The organism is Melittangium boletus DSM 14713, assembly GCF_002305855.1.
Taxonomy (GTDB): Bacteria; Myxococcota; Myxococcia; order Myxococcales; family Myxococcaceae; genus Cystobacter; species Cystobacter boletus.
The window spans coordinates 7,509,483-7,526,919 of record NZ_CP022163.1; the positions used below are offsets into that span (position 1 = coordinate 7,509,483).

Below are 17,437 nucleotides of genomic sequence, written 5' to 3' on the forward strand. Positions count from 1 at the left end.
ACCCGGGGGAGCTGGGAGGCGAGCCGAGCGCTACCCGGCGAGTGCCAGCTCCACGCGGCCGAGGCCTTCATCCGTGGAGGCCACGCGCACGCGCAGCGGCATGCCGAGCGGGAATGTCCGCGCGGAGCCCACGAGGGCCGTCTCCCGTTCATCCGGCGTGTAGGGACCGCCGGGAAGCGAGTCCGTGGGAAGCAGGCCCTCCACGAGCGGACTGTCCAGCTGCACGAGCAGGCCGGAGCCGCGCACTCGCGTGACGCGTCCGGTGAACTCCCGGCCCACGTGGGCGGCCATGACCCGGGCCTCCAGGAGCCGTTGCCGCTCCTTCTCCGCGCGTTGGGTGGCCCGGGTGCGCTCATTGAGGTGCACCGCGAGCCGTTCGACGTCCGGATCCTCATGGAGGAAGTCGCGCCGTCCACGCAGGTAGTGCTTGAGGGCGCGGTGGACGGCGAGGTCGGCATAGCGCCGGATGGGCGAGGTGAAGTGCACGTAGGCGGGTGCCGCGAGGCCGAAGTGGGGCGCGGGCACGACGGTGTAGCGCGAGGATCCGAGCGCGCGTCGCAGCACCGCGCGCAGCGCGGGCTCCTCGGGGGTTCCGGAGATCTGCCGGTCGAACGCGGCGAGGGCGAGGGGCGTGGGCGCGCGTCCCATGGCCGGGGCGAAGCCCGACTGCCGCGCGAAGACCTCCAGGTCCGCCACGCGCCGGGGATCCGGTCCCTCCTGGACGCGGAAGAGGGCGGGCACGCCGCGCTCGACGAGCCAGCCCGCGATGGCCTCGTTGGCGGCCACCATGAAGCGCTCGACGAGGGCGTGCGCGGACGTGGGCCGCACGGTCTCGATGCCGGACACCTCGCCGGTGACGTCGTCGAAGGTGAAGAAGGCCTCGTCGCGCGTCATCTCGATTCCGCCACGTCCGGCCCGCGCCACCGCGAGCCGGGCGGCCGCCGCGCGCAACCAGGGCATCGCCTCGCGCACCGGGGCCATGGGCGCGGAGAACTCGCCCGTGTCCAACCAGGCGGCGACCTCGGTGTAGCTCAGCCGCGCCCACGAGCGCAGGAGGCTTTCGTAGACGTCCACCGAGGTGATGCGACCCTCGGGATCGAGGCGCAGCTCCACGGTGAGGCACGACCGGTCCTCGCCGGGCTTGAGGCTGATCCAGTCCGCGGACAGCTCCTCGGGGAGCATGGGCAGCATGGCATCGGCGAGGTACGCGTTGGTGGCGCGCTCACGGGCCTCGCGCTCCAGCGCCGAGCCCTCGGGGACGAACTCGGCGGCGTCCGCGATGGAGACGAACACGCGCAGGGCGCCATCGCCCCCGGCGGGCAATATGGAGAGCGCATCGTCGATGACGCGCGTCGAGGATGAATCCACGGTCACGGTGGGCACGCCGCGCAGGTCGCGCCGGCTCCCCAGTGCATGGGGCCTGGCGAGAAGGGCGGGCACCTCGGCGCGTGCTTCCGGGCCGAAGTCGCGGCGCAGGCCGTGGCGCACGAGCAGCCGCTCCAGGGAGAGGTCCACCCCCGGCTCGAACCGGCGCAGCAGCCGGAGCGTGCCCGTGTCGACCTGGGCCACCACCGCGTCCCCGGCGCGGAGCTCGGTGCCCTGTGTTTCCAGGGGCCAGTCACCCCGGCCCACCTCCCGGTCGGGTTGGAGGAAAACCCGGGAGTCGCGCAGGACCACCTCGCCGAAGACCTCCTGGCGAGGCCGCTTCACGAGGGACAGGCCGCTCGCGCTCCACCGGCCATCCTCCGCGCGGCTCACGGTCGCGGAGACGACGTCGTCGGTCAGGTAGGGCGCGAGTTCGGCCGGAGGAATGAAGGCGGACAGTCCCGGGTCGGCACCCGAGGAGCGCACGAGGAGGAATCCGAAACCGCGGGGGTGGACGTCGACGTGGCCGGTGACGGTGCGAGGCGAAAGGGACGAGTCCATGGACCCATCCATCCTAGCGGGTGCTCAGAATGTCCGGGTGCTCAGCGAGTTCCGAGGATTTCCACCTCGCTCAACATCAGGGGACGTTTGTCCGGAAAGACGCTGATCGCCTCCACGTCCAGGAGCGAGACCGGCAGGGCGCAGTCCTCCCATTGGCCCGTGCCCTTGAAGCGGCAGACGAGGGGCAGCAGGAAGCTGTGCTGGGTGTCTGGATCATGCAGGCCCAGGCCGCTCTCGACACGGATGGCCGCTCGGAGGGTTCCCGCTCCTCGCGCCTTCACGCGCAGGGATGACGCCTCGTGCACGGGCGGCTCGAATACCCCGCTCACCGCGCCGGTCTTGCGCCAGCTCGGATCCTGTTCCGTTCGTTGGAGGTCCACGCTCGTGGATTCCTTTCCGTCGAAGGCGGGGTGGCCGCCTGGTGCGCCCACGACGCGATCGGGCGTCAGCCTGGCGCGCTCCTGGATGGACGTCTCGGTGGGAGGAATCCAGGACCTCGCGGGCACATCACCCTGCACGGCGGCGGCCCGGAGGATGGGAGCGGGCACCTGTCCCGCGCGGATACAGATTGGGGCGAGTTGCGCGAGCAGGGCCTGGCGGGGTTCCGGCGGCGGTCCTTCGTCGAGCGCGGCGGGAGCCAGGAGGTTACGGACCACCTCGGAACAGGCTTCCGCGGTGCCTGGACCGGCGTGCTCCAGATGCCAGCGAGGGCTCGTGAGTGACGTCTGTCCGCCAACGTCCACGGCCATCACGGAGCGGATGACGGCGCGTGAGCAGGGATTGAGTCCGGCGGGGCAGCGTTGACACAGCGTGTCCAGCAGCTCGCGCAGGGCCTGGGGTCCCGCATCGTCGAGGGGTGCACGGGCGTCCAGGGCGGCGCCCAGCTCGCATGCGCGAGAGGGAAGGGTGGGGCAGGCGTCGAGTTCCCGCCGGACGGTGGCCCAGGTAGTAGCGCTGTTGGGGTCCTTCAGGGCGCCTTCCAGGGCCCGGTCCAGGGTGAGGCAGGCCTGTCCTCTGTCCGGAGCGGTCGTGGCTCGTACCGGCGGGGGCCGAGGGGCGGGCTCGGGTCGCGAATGGGTGACGTAGTACAGGCGCAAGAAGGCCAGGAGGGCGAGCGCCATGAGCAGGAGGGTCCGGCGGGGGTAGGGGCGCACGTGCAAACTCCTTGATTCCAGCCGGGATGGGTGGTTATCAGCGCCGCGTGGTTCCATCCACTCCGGAGGCATTCTTTGGCTGAGACTTTCGACGTGGTGATCATCGGTTCGGGCCCCGGTGGTTATGTCGGTGCGATCCGTGCCGCGCAGCTCGGTTTGAAGACGGCGCTCATCGAGAAGGACAAGCGCCTGGGCGGTACCTGCCTTCACCGGGGCTGCATTCCCACCAAGTCGCTGCTCTGGAGTGCCGCGCTGCTGCACCACATCCAGGAGGCGGCGGACTTCGGCATCGAGGTGCCCAAGCCGGTGGTGAACTGGGCCAAGGTCCAGGAGCACAAGCAGAAGGTGGTCACCAAGGGTGCCAACGGCATCGACTACCTGATGAAGAAGAACAAGATCACCGTCATCAAGGGCCACGGCCGCATCGCCGGCAAGGGCAAGGTCGAGGTCACGGGCGACGACGGGTCCAAGCAGCAGCTGGACACGAAGAACATCATCATCGCCACGGGCTCGGTGCCCAAGTCGCTGCCCAACGTGAAGGTGGACCATGAGCGCGTGCTCAACAGCGACTCCATCCTCGGCATCGACCGCATTCCCAAGAGCCTGATCGTCATCGGCGCGGGCGCGGTGGGCTGCGAGTTCGCCTCCGTGTTCAACCACATGGGCAGCCAGGTCTCCATCGTGGAGTACCTGCCCAACATCCTGCCCATCGAGGACGCGGACATCTCCAAGGAGATGGAGAAGCAGTTCAAGAAGCGGAAGATCGACCTGCACACCGGCGCCAAGGTGGAGTCGGTGGAGAACACGGGCAGCGGCGTGAAGCTGACCATGACGGTGGGCAGCGAGACGCGCACCATCGAGGCGGAGATCGTCCTGTCGGCGGTGGGCCGCGCGCCCGTGAGCGAGGACATCGGCCTGCAGCACACGTCCATCAAGGCCGATCGCGGCTTCATCAAGACGGACACGATGATGCGCACGACCGAGCCGGGCGTGTACGCCATCGGCGACGTCATCCCCACGGCGATGCTCGCCCACGTGGCCAGCGCCGAGGCGGTGCTCGCGGTGGAGCACATCGCCGGCAAGAACCCCGCGCCCATCAACTACGATCTGACGCCGTCGGCCACCTACTGCTACCCCGAGGTCGCCTCGGTGGGTCTCACCGAGAAGAAGGCCAAGGAGCGGGGCTACGACGTGAAGACGGGCATCTTCCCGTTCTCCGCCGTCACCAAGGCCTCCATCTCCAACGAGGGCATCGGCCTCGTGAAGGTGGTGTCCGACAAGAAGTACGACGAGGTGCTGGGTGTCCACATGGTGGGCCCGCACGCCACGGAGCTGCTCGCCGAGGCCTGCGTCGCGCTGCGCCTGGAGATCACCACCGAGGAGCTCGCGCACACCATGCACGCGCACCCGACGCTCTCCGAGATCGTGAAGGAGGGCGCCGAGGCCACCCTCGGTCACCCCATCCACATCTAGAACGGACCCGTCGGTCCCGTTTCACCCCAGGCCGTCCGGGAGACTTCGTGTCCCGGGCGGCCGTCGCATGTCTGGGGCCGCCCGCCTGCTCCAGGAACGGGCTGGATCCGTCGGGAATGGGACAGAAGGCTGCCAGCGAGGGACGGACACGTTAGAACAGGGGGCGTGCTCGAATCCCTGGGAGTCGTGACGACATCACGCGTCACGGCTTCCCGCTTGACCCTGCTTTCGCCCCAACCGTAGAAGGCCGCGACCCATGGCAACTCCCGATCGTTTCCCGCTGCCCCAAGTCTCCGAGTCCACCCGGAAGCCCGAGTGGTTGAAGGTGCGTCTGCCCCATGGGGAAGGGTACGAGCGGGTGAAGGCCATCGTGCGCCGCACGAAGCTGGCCACGGTGTGCGAGGAGGCCCGCTGCCCGAACATCGCCGAGTGCTGGGGCGGTGGCACGGCCACGGTGATGCTCATGGGCGAGGTGTGCACGCGCGCGTGCCGCTTCTGCCACGTGAAGGTGGGTGCTCCGCCGCCGTTGGATCCCATGGAGCCCATCCACCTGGCCCAGGCCGTCAAGGAGATGGACCTGGAGTACATCGTGGTCACCTCGGTGAACCGGGATGACCGGCCGGATGGGGGCGCGAGCCACTTCGCCTCGGCCATCCGCGAGCTGCGCCAGCACTCGCCCCGGACGATCGTCGAGGTGCTCATCCCCGACTTCAAGGGCGTGGAGCGCGACCTGGACACCGTGTCCGAGGCCCGTCCGCACGTGGTGGCCCACAACGTGGAGACCGTGGAGCGTCTGACGCCCACCGTGCGCGATCGCCGCGCCACCTACCGCCAGTCGCTCAAGGTGCTCGAGTACCTCAAGAAGCGTCCCGAGCGGCTCTACACCAAGACGTCCATCATGGTGGGCCTGGGCGAGACGGACGCCGAGCTGGAGCAGTCCTTCCGCGACCTGCGCGATGTGGGCGTGGACGTGCTGACGCTGGGGCAGTACCTGCAGCCCTCGCAGTACCACCTGCGCGTCGAGCGCTTCGTGAGCCCTCCCCAGTTCGAGGCCTACAAGCAGCTCGCCGAGTCCTATGGCTTCCTGTACGTGGCCGCCGGACCGCTCGTGCGCTCCAGCTACCGCGCCGCCGAGTTCTTCATGAAGGGCCTCATGGAGCGTGAGCGCCTGGGGCTCGCCAGCAACACCTGACGCCTTACCCCACCCCCCCGAAACGGACCCCGAATGGCGATCTTCGAATTGAAGCTGCCCGACCTTGGCGAAGGCGTGCAGGAGGGCGAGCTGGTCAAGTGGCACGTCAAGCCTGGTGACCAGGTGCAGGAGGACCAGACGCTCGCCGAGGTGATGACGGACAAGGCCACGGTGACCGTTCCCAGCCCCAAGGCCGGCCGGGTCGTGCAGACGCACGGCAAGGAAGGCGAGATGGCGAAGGTGCACCAGCTCCTCGTCACCCTGGAGATCGAGGGCGCGGCGCCCGCGCAGGCCGCTGGCCACGGGGCTCCGGCCGCCGCTCCGGTTTCCGCCGCCGCGGAAGCCTCGGCCGCTTCGTCCTCCTCGTCCTCTTCCTCCAAGGTGCTCGCCACGCCGCTCACCCGCCGCATGGCGCGCGAGCACGGGTTGGATCTGTCCCAGATCGCCGGTTCCGGTCCCCAGGGCCGGGTGATGAAGGCGGACGTGACGGCGGCGCTCGAGGGTGCTTCCGCCACGCGCAACGAGGTGACGCCGCCCCCGGCCGCCGCGCCGTCCCGTCCGGCCGCGCCCCCGGTGGCCGCGGGCCGCGCCGACGAGCGCATCCCGCTGCGGGGCCTGCGCAAGAAGATCGCGGAGAAGATGGTGCGCTCGAAGTTCACCGCGCCCCACTTCGGCTTCGTGGAGGAGACGGACGCAACGGAGCTTGTCGCCCTGCGCAAGCGGCTCAACGAGAGCCTGGCCGCCACGGGGGACAAGACGAAGCTGTCCTTCCTGCCCTTCATCGTGAAGGCCGTCATCGCCGCGATGAAGAAGTACCCGCACCTCAATGCCCACATGGACGAGGCGGCCCAGGAACTGGTGGTCCGGGGCGAGTTCAACATCGGTATCGCGGTGGCCACGCCGGAAGGGCTCACCGTTCCGGTCCTCAAGAACGCGGACCGGCTGACGCTGCGCGAGCTGGCCGACGAGGTGGTGCGCCTGAGCACCGCGGCGCGTGAGCGCAAGTTGAAGATGGATGAGCTGACGGGCGGCTCGTTCACCATCACCTCGCTCGGGCAGACGGGCGGCATCTTCGCCACGCCCATCATCAACCACCCCGAGGTGGCCATCCTGGGCATCCACCGCATGCGCAAGCGGCCCGTGGTGGACAAGAACGATCAGATCGTCGTTCGCGAGATGATGAACATCTCCATCTCCGCGGATCACCGCGTCATCGATGGCCAGGTCGCCGCCGACTTCGTCTACGAGGTCATCAAGTACCTGGAGCATCCGGACATGCTGTTCCTGGCCATGGCCTGACGGCTGGATGGCCCGAGGAGTACCGCCCATGGCCGACAACGTTCGTGACGTCATCCGGGCCGCCCAGCAGGCGGAAATCGGAGGCGACAAGCGCCGGGCCATCGAGTTGTTCCAGCGGGCCGCGGAGCTGTGCCGGCGCGCTGGCAACACGGCTCGGGCCGGACAGCTTCTGCGGTATGCGCTGCGGTTGGAGCCCTCTCGCGCGGACCTGCGAGAGGCGCTGGACCGGCTGGAGGAGAGCGAGGCCCGGGCGGCTCCCTCCCCGGCCGTCCCCCCGGAGGAGGACGACGAGCTGGGTCCCGAGGGCACCTGGGAGGTCGAGGAGGATGGTTCCTCGCTCCTGGATGCCCTGCGGGAAGCGGAGCTGGCCGTGGATCGCCGGAGCAACCCCGTGGAGCTGGCCGTGAAGGCCATGCGCTCGGCCGTGCTGGGCGCTCCGGGTGCGAAGAGCGAGGAGCCCCCCTCGCGCGCCCCTCCCGAGGGAGAAGGCCGGTTCATCGAACGCGGCCCCACCCGGGCGGATCCCTCCCTCGATGCCTGGTGTTCCTTCTGCTGCCGTCCTCGTACCGAGGTGGGGCCGCTGGTAGCGGGGCCCGCCGGTGCCTTCATCTGCGCGGCCTGCATTGGCGAGTCCGGCGGCCTGCTGGGCGGCGTGGCACCGCGGCCTCCTTCCTCCACCCGGCCTCGGGGGTCGGCCCGCCGGTCCGATGCCGCCGAACTGTTGGGCCAGTTGGCGGCCCGGGAGGAGCTGGCGCGGGGCCTCGCGAGTGGGGTTCACCGGGTGCTGTTGCTCGGGCCCGAGGGCTCCGGAAAGAGCACCTGGCTGCGGGAATTGGCGCGGCAGGGCAGGGGAGAACTCGTCACCTTCGATTCCCTCGAGCGCGCCTCCGTGGAGTCCGTGTTGTTGCTGGAGGACGTGGATCGGCTGCCGCCCGCCGAGCAGTCCTCGCTGGGCGCCTTCCTGGAGCGCCATCCGCGGCGCACGGTGTTGATGTCCAGCCGGGGAGGGCTGGTGGCGCGGGGCCCCGAGCTGTTCTCGGACACGGGCCGCCTGATCGTCCCCACCACGGCCGCGCTCGTCGAGGCGACCCGGGGCGCGTTGCCGCTCGCGCTGCTGGAGCGGGTGCAGTTGCTCGTTCCCCTCGAGATGCCCGGCGTGGAGCTGCTGCGGGAGATCGCCCGGCGTGAGCTGGAGGCGCGCGAGGATTGCCATTTGTCCGACGAGGCACTCACCGCCCTGGCCCAGGAGGCCGCTCGTTCCCCGCGTCTCGGGCATGAGTTGAGGGCACTCCTGGCGCGTCTTCCTCCTGGCTCCTGGCGCGTGGGGAAGGGAACTCCGTGAACACGCTGACGGTGTACCGGCTTGGCCGGGTCGAATACGAAGACGGCCTGCAACTCATGAAGCTCTTCGGCGAGGCTCGCCGACAGGGCCTCTGTGGGGATGTGTTGCTGCTGCTCGAGCATCCACCCGTGCTCACCCTGGGCCGCGCCGCGGTCCGGGGCAATGTGCTCGCCAGTGACGAGAGCCTGGCCGCCGAGGGTGTCGAACTCTTCTCGACGGATCGCGGCGGTGACGTCACCTACCATGGGCCCGGACAGCTCGTGGGCTACCCCATCTTCCTACTGCCCGCGCACCGCCAGGATGTGCGCCGCTACGTGCGCGACGTCGAGCAGTGCATGCACCGCACGCTCGCCGAATACGGCCTGTCCTCCATCACCATTCCCAAGTGGCCCGGCGTGTGGCTCGGCCCGGCGGACTCGCCCGAGGCCCGGAAGATCGCCGCCATCGGTCTGCACCTGTCCAAGTGGCTCACCAGCCACGGCTTCGCGATCAACGTCAACACGCACCTGCCCCACTTCAACTTCATCGTCCCTTGCGGCATCCGGGAGGCGGGCGTCACCTCGCTGCGGCGCGAGCTCGGCCGTGAGGTGCCCCTCTCCGAGGTGGAGGAGAAGGTGGCCCGGCATTTCGCCGACGTCTTCGAGCTCCAACTCGTGGAGCCCGCGCCTCCCACGCGCACGGTGAGCGTCACGCTGATGCGCGGTCAGGGCCCCGACGCCCGGGTGCTGCTGTTGCGTCGGCGGCCCACGCGCGGAGGCTTCTGGCAGATCGTCACCGGCCGGATGGAGCCAGGGGAGGCGCCGCGCGAGGCCGCCGCCCGCGAGCTGTTCGAGGAGACAGGCCTGCGCGCCGAGGTGTTGGATCTGGACTACCGCCACGCCTTCGCCGTGGGCAACACGGTGCCGCCCCGGCTCGTCGAGGAGAATGCTTTCGCCGCGCGGTGTCCGGACTTGTTCGAGGTGCGCCTGGGCGACGAGCACGACGCCTACGAGTGGGTGGACGTCCCGACGGCGCTCGAGCGGCTGCCCTTCAAGGGGCTGCGCGAGGCGGTGGGGCGCGCGGTGCGGCTCAGGGGGTGAGGGTCTGCGCCTCGATGGCGGCGATCGCCTCGGGGCGGTGCTTGCGTACCTCGGCGACGAACGCATCCATCGCCGCGTCGTCGCGCGTGGGCTCGTGGTGGAAGAGCACCAGTTGCTTCACCCGGGCGGCGTTGGCGGTGTGCACCGCGGACTCCCACGTCGAGTGGCCCCAGCCCAGCTTCGCCGCGCCCTTGCGGCCGTGGTACTCGTCCTCGGTGTACATCGCGTCGATGATGAGCATGTCCGCGTCCCGGGCGAACTCCACCAGCTCCAGGTCCCGCTCGCAGCCGGGCTCCACGTCCGTCGCGTACACCACCACCTTGCCGCCGCACTCCACGCGGTAGCCGAGGTTGCCTCCCGGGTGGTTCAGGTCCAGGGTGCGCACGATGGCCGGCCCCACCTCCAGCCGTTGCCCCGAGGCCAGTTCCCGGTACGTGAGCTGGGCCCGGGCGACCTGCTGCAACGTCACCGGGAAATAGGGCTGCTCCATCTGTCCGGCCAGCACGTCCTTCACCGAGCGCCCCTCACGCGACGCGCCGTACACCGTGAAGGCGAACCTCGCCTGGAAGAGGGGGGTGAAGAACGGCAGTCCCTGGAGATGATCGTAGTGGTAGTGGGACAGGAAGATGGAGGCCCGCGGCGGACTTCCCGCGGCACTCAGGGCCTCGCCCAGCTCGCGCACGCCCGTGCCCAGGTCGAAGATGAGCAGCTCCTCTCCGCAGCGCATTTCCAGGCAGGGGGTATTGCCGCCATACCGCTGGGTCGTCGGTCCCGGGGTGGGCACCGAGCCGCGCACACCCCAGAAACGGACGTGGAAGGGCACACGCGACTCGGCGTGGACCTGGCCCTGGGTGTCCTCAGCCTGCCTTGGCTTCGGTGTCGTCGTCCTCGGCGAAGAGCTCAATCAAATGTCCCGTCCGCTCGCGCTTCGTCCTCAGGTAGTCGACGTTATGCGGATTGTGCTCCGTACGCGAGGGAATGCGTCGACGCACCGGAATTCCCTCGTCCACCAGTCCTGCAATTTTCAGGGGGTTGTTGGTGATGAGATCCACCGAGCGCACTCCGAGGAGTCGCAACATCTCCGCCGCGATGTCGTAGCTGCGCAGGTCGTCCGCGAAGCCCAGCTTGCGGTTGGCCTCGTACGTGTCCAGCCCCTGGGCCTGGAGCGCGTAGGCCTTGATCTTGTTGCCCAGGCCGATGCCCCGGCCCTCCTGGCGCAGGTAGAGCACCACGCCCAGGCCATTCTGGGTGACGAAGTCCAGCGCCCGATCCAACTGCTCGCGGCAGTCGCACTTGAGGCTGCCGAAGACCTCGCTGGTCAAACACTCGGAGTGAACCCGGACGGGCACTCCCTCCAGGTCGTGGACGTTGCCCACCACGAGCGCCACGTGCTCGCGTCCGTTGCGCTTCTCGCGGAAGACGACCGTTCGGAGCACTCCCCGGCCGGTGGGCACATCCGCCTCGGAGAACATCTCCAGGAGGTGGGGGCTCTTGCGGTTCGGGAGCATCTGAGGCGTGCGCGGGTCGGACATGGGTGGCTCGTTCTCCCTCATAAACAACGGGGTACACAAGGTTGGATGCGAACCGCTCGGCCGCGTTCTTCATGCCCCCCAGGACAGAGGAAACAACTCCACCTTGTCACCAGTAGTCAGCCTACTGGCCTCGCGGGGGAAATGAAGCAGATGGGTGGCCGAGGCCGCGGAGCGCAGGACTCCCGAGGTCTGGGTGGACAGGGGGCTGGCCCACAGGTCGCCCTCCCGCCATTCGGCCGTCACTCGGAGGTAGTGCGCCAGCCCCGGGGCCTTCTTCAGCTCGCCGGACAGCCGGCCCGGCACGCGGGGCGGTTCCACGTCCACGTGGCCGAGCATGCGCCGCAGGGCGGGGCGGACGAAGAGCTCGAAGGTGACGAGCGACGAGGTGGGGTTGCCGGGCAATCCGCAGTAGACGGTCTTTCCCTTGCGACCCACCGCGAGCGGCTTGCCCGGTTTGATGGCCACGCGCCAGAAGTCCTGGGTCACTCCCCACTTCTCCAGGGCCTCGCGCACGAAGTCGTGCTCGCCCACGGACATTCCGGCGCTCGTGAGGACCAGATCATGGCCCTCGGAGGCCTCGAGGTGGCGGTACACGTCCTCCAGGCTGTCGCGGGCGATGCCGAGTACCGTGGGCACGCCGCCCGCCCGCTGGACCGCCAGGGCGAGCGCCGGGGCGTTGGCGTCCACGATGCGGCCCGCGGCGGGGTCATCCACCCGGCACAGCTCGTCTCCGGTGGAGAGGATGGCCACCCGGGGCCGGCGGGAGACGGGGACGAGCCCCCGGCCTTGGCCCAGCAGCAGGCTCAGCTCGGGGATGCCCAGCGGCGTGCCCCGGGGCAGCAGCACCTCGCCCTCGCGCGCGTCCTCACCTCGGGGTCGCACGAAGTGGCCCGCTCCCACCGCCTCGAGGATGTCCACCGTCCCCGAGTCGGGGCCCGGCCGGGTCCGCTCTCGCATCACCACCGCGTCCGCTCCCGGGGGCAGCGGGGCGCCCGTCATGATGCGCGCGCAGGTGCCTGGATGGACCTCCTGGCGGGGCGTCTGGCCGGCGAAGATCGTCTCGCCCACCCGCAGGCGGATGGGTGGGGGGGCCGCCAGGTCCGCGCTGCGCACGGCGAAGCCGTCCATGGCGGAGTTGTCCCAGGGGGGCAGGGTGCGCTGAGCGAGCACGTCCTCGGCGAGCGCGCGCCCGAGCGCGTCCTCCCAGCGCACCCACTCGGTGGGGAGCGGGCGGACCAGGGCGAGCGTGCGGGCACGTGCCTCTTCCGCGGGCAACAGCTCGGTGTCTTCCTTCATGGCGGGGCCCTCCCAGGCGCGACAGGGGTGTAGCGATGCGTGTCTTGTTGGATCAAAGTCCCCAGGAAATTCAAGACTTTGTTTGACAGGCCAGCTGATCACCGTTACAAGCCGTGATGATCGCCAGGCCCTGGTACGGGTCGAGGGCAGGTGCGCCAACCCGTTGAGATGACACGGGAATTCAAGGAGACAGCGTCGATGGCCAAGCCCAAGTCCGGGGCCAAGAAGGCGACTCCCGCGGCGAAGAAGGCCAAATCGAAACCGGGTGTCCTCAAAAGCGCGTCCAAGCGCGTTGCGAAGGCCGCCGCGAAGTTGGTGACGAAGGCCGCCGGGGGCGCGAAGGCGGGCAAGAAAGCCCCAGCGGAGGGGAAGAAGGCCTCCAGTGTGAAGAAGCCCGCCTCCGCCGCGAAGAAAACCGCCGAGAAGGCCGCCGCCAAGGTGAAGCAGGTGGCCGTGGTGGCCAAGAAGGCCGTGGAGAAGGCGGCCACCAAGGTGAAGGAGGCCGCCAAGGCCAAGGAGCCCGCCGCCAAGGCCGTGGAGAAGGCGGCTGGCAAGACCAAGGTGGCTTCCCCCGCCCGGGTGGAGACGCCCGCGGCCGAGAAGCCTCGTCCTCGCGCCACCAAGCTGCCTCCGCCGGGAGATCCGCTCAACAAGCGCGACATGGAGCAGTTGCTCACCGCCGGCCAGGGCCGGGGCGTCGTGGGGGAGGGCAGCCTCAAGGGGCGGTTGACGCTCGTCGAGGGCCTGCCGGGCCTGGTCGTGGTGGGCCGGGACAAGCGCGAGCTGGTCTTCATCCTCCAGGGGCCGGACCAGGAAGTGCTTCCGGCCTACGTGGACCACAAGGTGTCCGTCAGCGGGCTCATCAAGAAGACCACCAACTACGGCGGTACGGTGGACGTGCGGAAGTTCTCCGCCAAGAAGCCCGAGGCCGAGGAGCCCGCTCCCGCGCCGGTGGAGTCGGAAACCCGGCTGCGCTACCTGTCTCCGGGCGAGGTGTCCCAGGTCATCTCCGCCGGTATGGGCGCGGGCATGAAGGGCTTCGCCTCGCTGCGCGGCAACCTGGAGATGACCGGCGAGGAGTTCGTGCTGGTGGTCTCCAACGCGGGAACCCGTCAGCAGGTGTCCTTCATCCTCGAGGGCAAGGGCTCCAAGGGGCTGCGCCGCTTCCTCGGCCAGACCATCTCCGTCACCGGCGTGGCGGACAAGTCCTCTGGCTGGGGTGGACGCATCGACGTGGAAAATGTCGAGGTGCGCCCCGCCGAGGCCCGACCCATCTCCCGCGAGGGCCTGGAAATCGTCCATGTGGAGGGCGAGTTGTCCGCCAACATCGACGTGCGGCTCAACCACGCCTTCACCGTGCGCCTGCAGGAGCAGCCGGGTTTGTCCTGGGCCATCGAGCCCACGGCGGCCAAGCGGCTGGGCCTGCGCGAGTCCAACTTCGAGCCCGGTGCCGAGGGCGCCGCCACGCGCGAGTTCTTCTTCACCCCGCGCAATCCCGGCGCCTCCGACGTCGAGTTCTTCCTCGCCAAGGCGCTCAATCCCGGTCAGGTGGAGCGCTCGTTCAAGCTCAACGTGACCGTCAGACCCTGAGGGCCTCTCTGGTCGACCCGAGCCGCCTTTTCTTCATCCTGTCGAGCCCGGGGGTCCCCAGTGGGATCTGCCGGGCTTATTTTCTTCAGGGCCCGTTCGGCTCCCTGCCGTGGGAACTTTCGTGACTGATATTCCTCAAGACGTGAAGCGTCTCCTCGCCGAGTCCAAGCAGCCACTTGGCGTCAAGGAACTGCTCAAACTCACCCAGCTGCACCCCGGACAGCAGACCCAGCTCAAGCGGACGCTCCGGGACATGGTTCGCGCGGGCGACCTCCTCAAGGAGGGCAAGCGCTTCCGACTCCGGAGCGCTCAACCTTCCGCGCCCAAGGGCCCCACGGGTGCCCAACCGCCCTTCCGGCGGGAGCGGGACGGACAGCCCGCCTCCTCTCCTGGGAAGGAGCGGCCCCGGGAGGAGCGCGCCGCCCAGGGGCCGCCCCGGGACGCCAGCTCCGGGCAGACCGACTCGCGCTTCGCCGTGCGAGGCCGATTCTCTCGCGAGGAGCGCGCCGCGCCTCGGGGCCGCTTCGTGCGAGAGGGCCGCGTGGAACAGCCCCGGAGCCGTTTCGAGGAGCGCGGCGCCGCGCCGCCAAGCCGTTTCGCGCGGGATGAGCGCCGCCCTGGACCGCGGCCAGAAAACCGCTTCGAGAAGGACCGCCGCGAGGAGCGTTTCGCTCCGAAGGGCCGTGGCGGAGGCCTGTCGCTCACCACCGTGGAGGGCATCTTCCACGCGCACCGGGATGGCTACGGCTTCGTGCACCCCAGCTCGGGAGTGGGCGACAACATCTTCCTGCCGCCCCACGAGGCCGCGCGCGCGCTCGACAATGACCGCGTGGAGGTGGAGACGTGGGGCCGTCCCGGACGCATGGAGGGGCGGATCGTTCGCGTGGTGGGCCGGCTGCGTCAGCTCGTCGTGGGCACGTACGTGGCGGGCGGAAAGCGCGACACGCGCGTCATCGCCTACGACAAGAACCTCCAGGCCCAGGGGCCCATCCGCGTGCCCCCCACCCAGATGGCGCGGGATGGGGACGTGGTGAAGGTGCGCCTGGGCATCGGCGCGGACCTGCTCGAGCCCGGTGAAGGCCTCTATGGCGAGGTCGCCGGCTCCATCGGCAAGCCCGGGGACCCGAGCGCCGAGGTGCTCTCCATCGCCTACTCGCAGGGCTTCTCCGATGAGTTCCCCTCGGACGTCATGGACGAGGCGGACCACATCCACACCACCGTCTCCGAGGCCGAGGCCCGGGGCGAGGAGCGGCGCGACCTGCGCGCCCTGCCGCTCGTCACCATCGACGGCGAGGACGCGCGTGACTTCGACGACGCCGTCTACGCCGAGGAGGTGGGGGAGGGCTGGCGGCTCGTGGTGGCCATCGCCGACGTGACGCACTACGTGCGCGAGGGCAGCGCGCTCGACGCCGAGGCCCTTCGCCGCGCCACCTCCGTCTACCTGCCCGATCGCGTGCTGCCCATGCTCCCCGAGCGCCTGAGCAACGGCATCTGCTCGCTGCGTCCCGACGAGGACCGGCTGTGCATGGTGGCCGACATGGTGCTCGACCGGCAGGGCCGGCTCGTCTCCAGCCAGCTCTACCCGGCCGTCATGCGCAGCCAGGCCCGCTGCACCTACAACGAGGTGCAGGACGTCCTCGACGGCAAGGACGTGCCGCACCGCAACGCCTTCAAGCCCCACTTCGAGCGGCTCCAGGCGCTCGCGCGCGTGCTCACCCGGATGCGCAAGGAGCGCGGCGCCATCGATTTCAACCTGCCCGAGCACAAGGTGCTCATGGGGGAGGATGGCCAGCCCCTGCGCATGGAGAAGCGCGAGCGCAAGGACAGCCACCGACTCATCGAGGAGTGCATGCTCGCCGCCAACGAGGCGGTGGCGAAGTTCTTCGCCGACCTGGGCCTGCCCAGCGTCTACCGCTACCACGGCGAGCCCGACGAGGAAAAACTCGCCCTCTTCGCCCAGATGGCCCAGGCGTATGGCTTCAAGCTCAACGCCGAGGACATCACCCCCAAGGCGCTCAACGACTTCATGGGCCAGTTGCAGGGCCACCCCGAGGAGCGCGCCCTCAACCAACTGCTGCTGCGCTCCATGATGCAGGCCGTCTACACGTCCGGCGACATGGGCCACTACGGCCTCGCCGCCGAGTACTACCTGCACTTCACCTCGCCCATCCGCCGCTACCCGGACCTGCTCGTGCACCGGCTGCTCAAGGCCCACTGGGCCCGCCAGGGCCAGCGGCGCCAGGAGGCCGTGGTGGAGCGCGAGGAGCGGCGGCTCGAGGACATGGCCGCCCAGAGCTCGGACCGCGAGCGCGCCGCCATGCAGGCCGAGCGCGAGGTCGTCTCCTACTACGCCGCCCTGATGATGAAGGATCGCGTGGGCGAGGAGTTCGCGGCCACCGTCGCCGGCATCGCCGAGTTCGGCTTCTTCGTGGAGCTGGATGAGGTGCACGTCGAGGGCCTGGTGCGCGCGGACTCGCTCGGCTTCGGGGCCCGCTTCGACAAGGCCCTGCTCGCCCTGCTGCTGCCGGGCGGCTTCCGCGTCCGCGTGGGACAGAAGGCGCGGGTGCGGCTCGCCAGCGTGAACGTGACCTTGCGGCGGATCGACTTCGAGGCCCTGGAAGTCGCCGGCCACGCCGTGAAGGCCATGCAGGCCGTGGAGCGGCGCGAGCACGAACAGCGCCGCCGCGAGTCCAAGGAGGAGCGCAAGAAGGCCGCCCGCATCGCGCGCGAGCGTGAGCGGCAGGAGAAGTGGGGCAAGCCCCAGGTGGACACGGGCGCCGAGCGCTCCCTGGCCGAGGCCGAGGCGGCTCATCGCCAGTTGGCCGCCGATGCGCCCCCGACGGTGGAGATGCCCGCGGAGATCCTCGCTCAATTCACGGACGAGGCGCCCACGGTGGAGATGCCGGAGGAGGCCCTGGCCCAACTCGCCGAGGACGCGCTCCCCCTGGAGCAACTCCCCTCCGCGGCTCCCTCGGCCTTCGAGCGCATCCGGGCCCTCGCGGCCCATGCCGAGCCCTCCGGCGCGCCTCAGCCGCCCGAAGCCGTGCCTCCCCAGCTGCGTGAAAAGCCCACCGCCGCGACCGAGCAGAAGCCCCCGCGTGCGAAGAAGCGCGCCGCGGCGAGGACTCGCGAGCAGGCTCCGGCCGCCCAGCGGACTCCGGCGGTGAAGAAGGCCGCCGCGGCGAAGAAGGCTCCGGCGGTGAAGAAGGCCGCCGCGGCGAAGAAGGCCACCGTGGCGAAGAAGGCTCCGGCGGTGAAGAAGGCCGCCGCGAAGAAGGCTCCGGTGAAGAAGGCCGCCGCGAAGAAGGCTCCGGTGAAGAAGGCTCCGGTGAAGAAGGCTCCGGTGAAGAAGGCTTCCGTGGCGAAGAAGGCCGCTGTGAAGAAGGCTCCGGTGAGGAAGACCACCGCTACGAAGAAGCGGGCGGCGCCCTCGAAGGGCGCGAGCTCGGCCAAGACCGGAGGGGCGAAGAAGAAGCGGTAGTCCCTCTCACGGCCGCCGTGTCGAGGAGAAGCACTCCCTGGTGGAGCGCTTCTCCTCCGCCATGGGCGGTGCA

General features: G+C 69.8%; 12 protein-coding genes. 7 read left to right on the forward strand and 5 right to left on the reverse strand.

Translation table 11 applies throughout. The annotated features are described in order from the left end of the window. Nucleotides 1-30 precede the first annotated feature (30 nt). Nucleotides 31-1,926 (reverse strand): ribonuclease R family protein, encoded by a 1,896-nt coding sequence (locus MEBOL_RS31225; protein WP_095983112.1) that lies wholly within the window; start codon nt 1,924-1,926, stop codon nt 31-33. A gap of 41 nt (nt 1,927-1,967) precedes the next feature. Next, nucleotides 1,968-3,080, reverse strand: a complete 1,113-nt coding sequence (locus MEBOL_RS31230) for a hypothetical protein (protein ID WP_157823777.1) — start codon at nt 3,078-3,080, stop codon at nt 1,968-1,970. Nucleotides 3,081-3,155: 75 nt separating this feature from the next. Between MEBOL_RS31230 and lpdA the strand changes: the two genes are divergently transcribed. From lpdA to lipB, 5 genes are all read left to right on the forward strand, one after another. After that, entirely contained in the window at nt 3,156-4,553 is a 1,398-nt protein-coding gene (gene lpdA, locus MEBOL_RS31235) for a dihydrolipoyl dehydrogenase (RefSeq protein WP_095980863.1), read from the forward strand. A gap of 256 nt (nt 4,554-4,809) precedes the next feature. Next, the gene (gene lipA / locus MEBOL_RS31240) at nt 4,810-5,745 is read left to right on the forward strand and encodes a lipoyl synthase (protein ID WP_095980864.1); all 936 of its coding nucleotides are present in this window, start codon (nt 4,810-4,812) and stop codon (nt 5,743-5,745) included. A 33-nt stretch (nt 5,746-5,778) separates the two neighbouring features. Further along, entirely contained in the window at nt 5,779-7,044 is a 1,266-nt protein-coding gene (locus MEBOL_RS31245; protein WP_095980865.1) for a dihydrolipoamide acetyltransferase family protein, read from the forward strand. Between the two features lie 28 nt (nt 7,045-7,072). Further along, on the forward strand, nt 7,073-8,386 hold the full coding sequence (locus MEBOL_RS31250) for a ClpX C4-type zinc finger protein (protein ID WP_095980866.1): 1,314 nt from the start codon (nt 7,073-7,075) through the stop codon (nt 8,384-8,386). Continuing rightward, nucleotides 8,383-9,465 carry a lipoyl(octanoyl) transferase LipB gene (lipB, locus tag MEBOL_RS31255; protein ID WP_095980867.1) on the forward strand — a complete coding sequence of 361 codons (1,083 nt, stop codon included), beginning with the start codon at nt 8,383-8,385 and terminating at the stop codon, nt 9,463-9,465. The genes MEBOL_RS31250 and lipB overlap by 4 nt, the downstream gene beginning before the upstream one ends. On the opposite strand, the gene MEBOL_RS31260 is transcribed toward lipB, so the two are convergent. The 3 genes from MEBOL_RS31260 to MEBOL_RS31270 all read right to left on the reverse strand — a co-directional run bounded on the left by MEBOL_RS31260 (nt 9,455) and on the right by MEBOL_RS31270 (nt 12,293). Beyond that, nucleotides 9,455-10,288: an MBL fold metallo-hydrolase gene (locus MEBOL_RS31260; RefSeq protein ID WP_095980868.1), complete on the reverse strand. Its 834-nt coding sequence runs from the start codon at nt 10,286-10,288 to the stop codon at nt 9,455-9,457. The two genes, lipB and MEBOL_RS31260, sit on opposite strands and share 11 nt — an antisense overlap. Before the next feature lie 34 nt (nt 10,289-10,322). Continuing rightward, nucleotides 10,323-10,997: a GTP cyclohydrolase II gene (ribA, locus tag MEBOL_RS31265; RefSeq protein WP_095980869.1), complete on the reverse strand. Its 675-nt coding sequence runs from the start codon at nt 10,995-10,997 to the stop codon at nt 10,323-10,325. 69 nt (nt 10,998-11,066) lie between these two features. Further along, complete coding sequence (locus tag MEBOL_RS31270; protein WP_095980870.1) at nt 11,067-12,293, reverse strand: molybdopterin molybdotransferase MoeA; 1,227 nt, start codon at nt 12,291-12,293, stop codon at nt 11,067-11,069. A gap of 198 nt (nt 12,294-12,491) precedes the next feature. Between MEBOL_RS31270 and MEBOL_RS31275 the strand changes: the two genes are divergently transcribed. Together MEBOL_RS31275 and rnr are read left to right on the forward strand one after the other, a co-directional pair. Continuing rightward, nucleotides 12,492-13,883 (forward strand): protease inhibitor I42 family protein, encoded by a 1,392-nt coding sequence (locus MEBOL_RS31275; protein WP_095980871.1) that lies wholly within the window; start codon nt 12,492-12,494, stop codon nt 13,881-13,883. Between the two features lie 142 nt (nt 13,884-14,025). Further along, the gene (gene rnr, locus MEBOL_RS31280) at nt 14,026-17,364 is read left to right on the forward strand and encodes a ribonuclease R (protein WP_245918985.1); all 3,339 of its coding nucleotides are present in this window, start codon (nt 14,026-14,028) and stop codon (nt 17,362-17,364) included. Nucleotides 17,365-17,437: the final 73 nt, after the last annotated feature.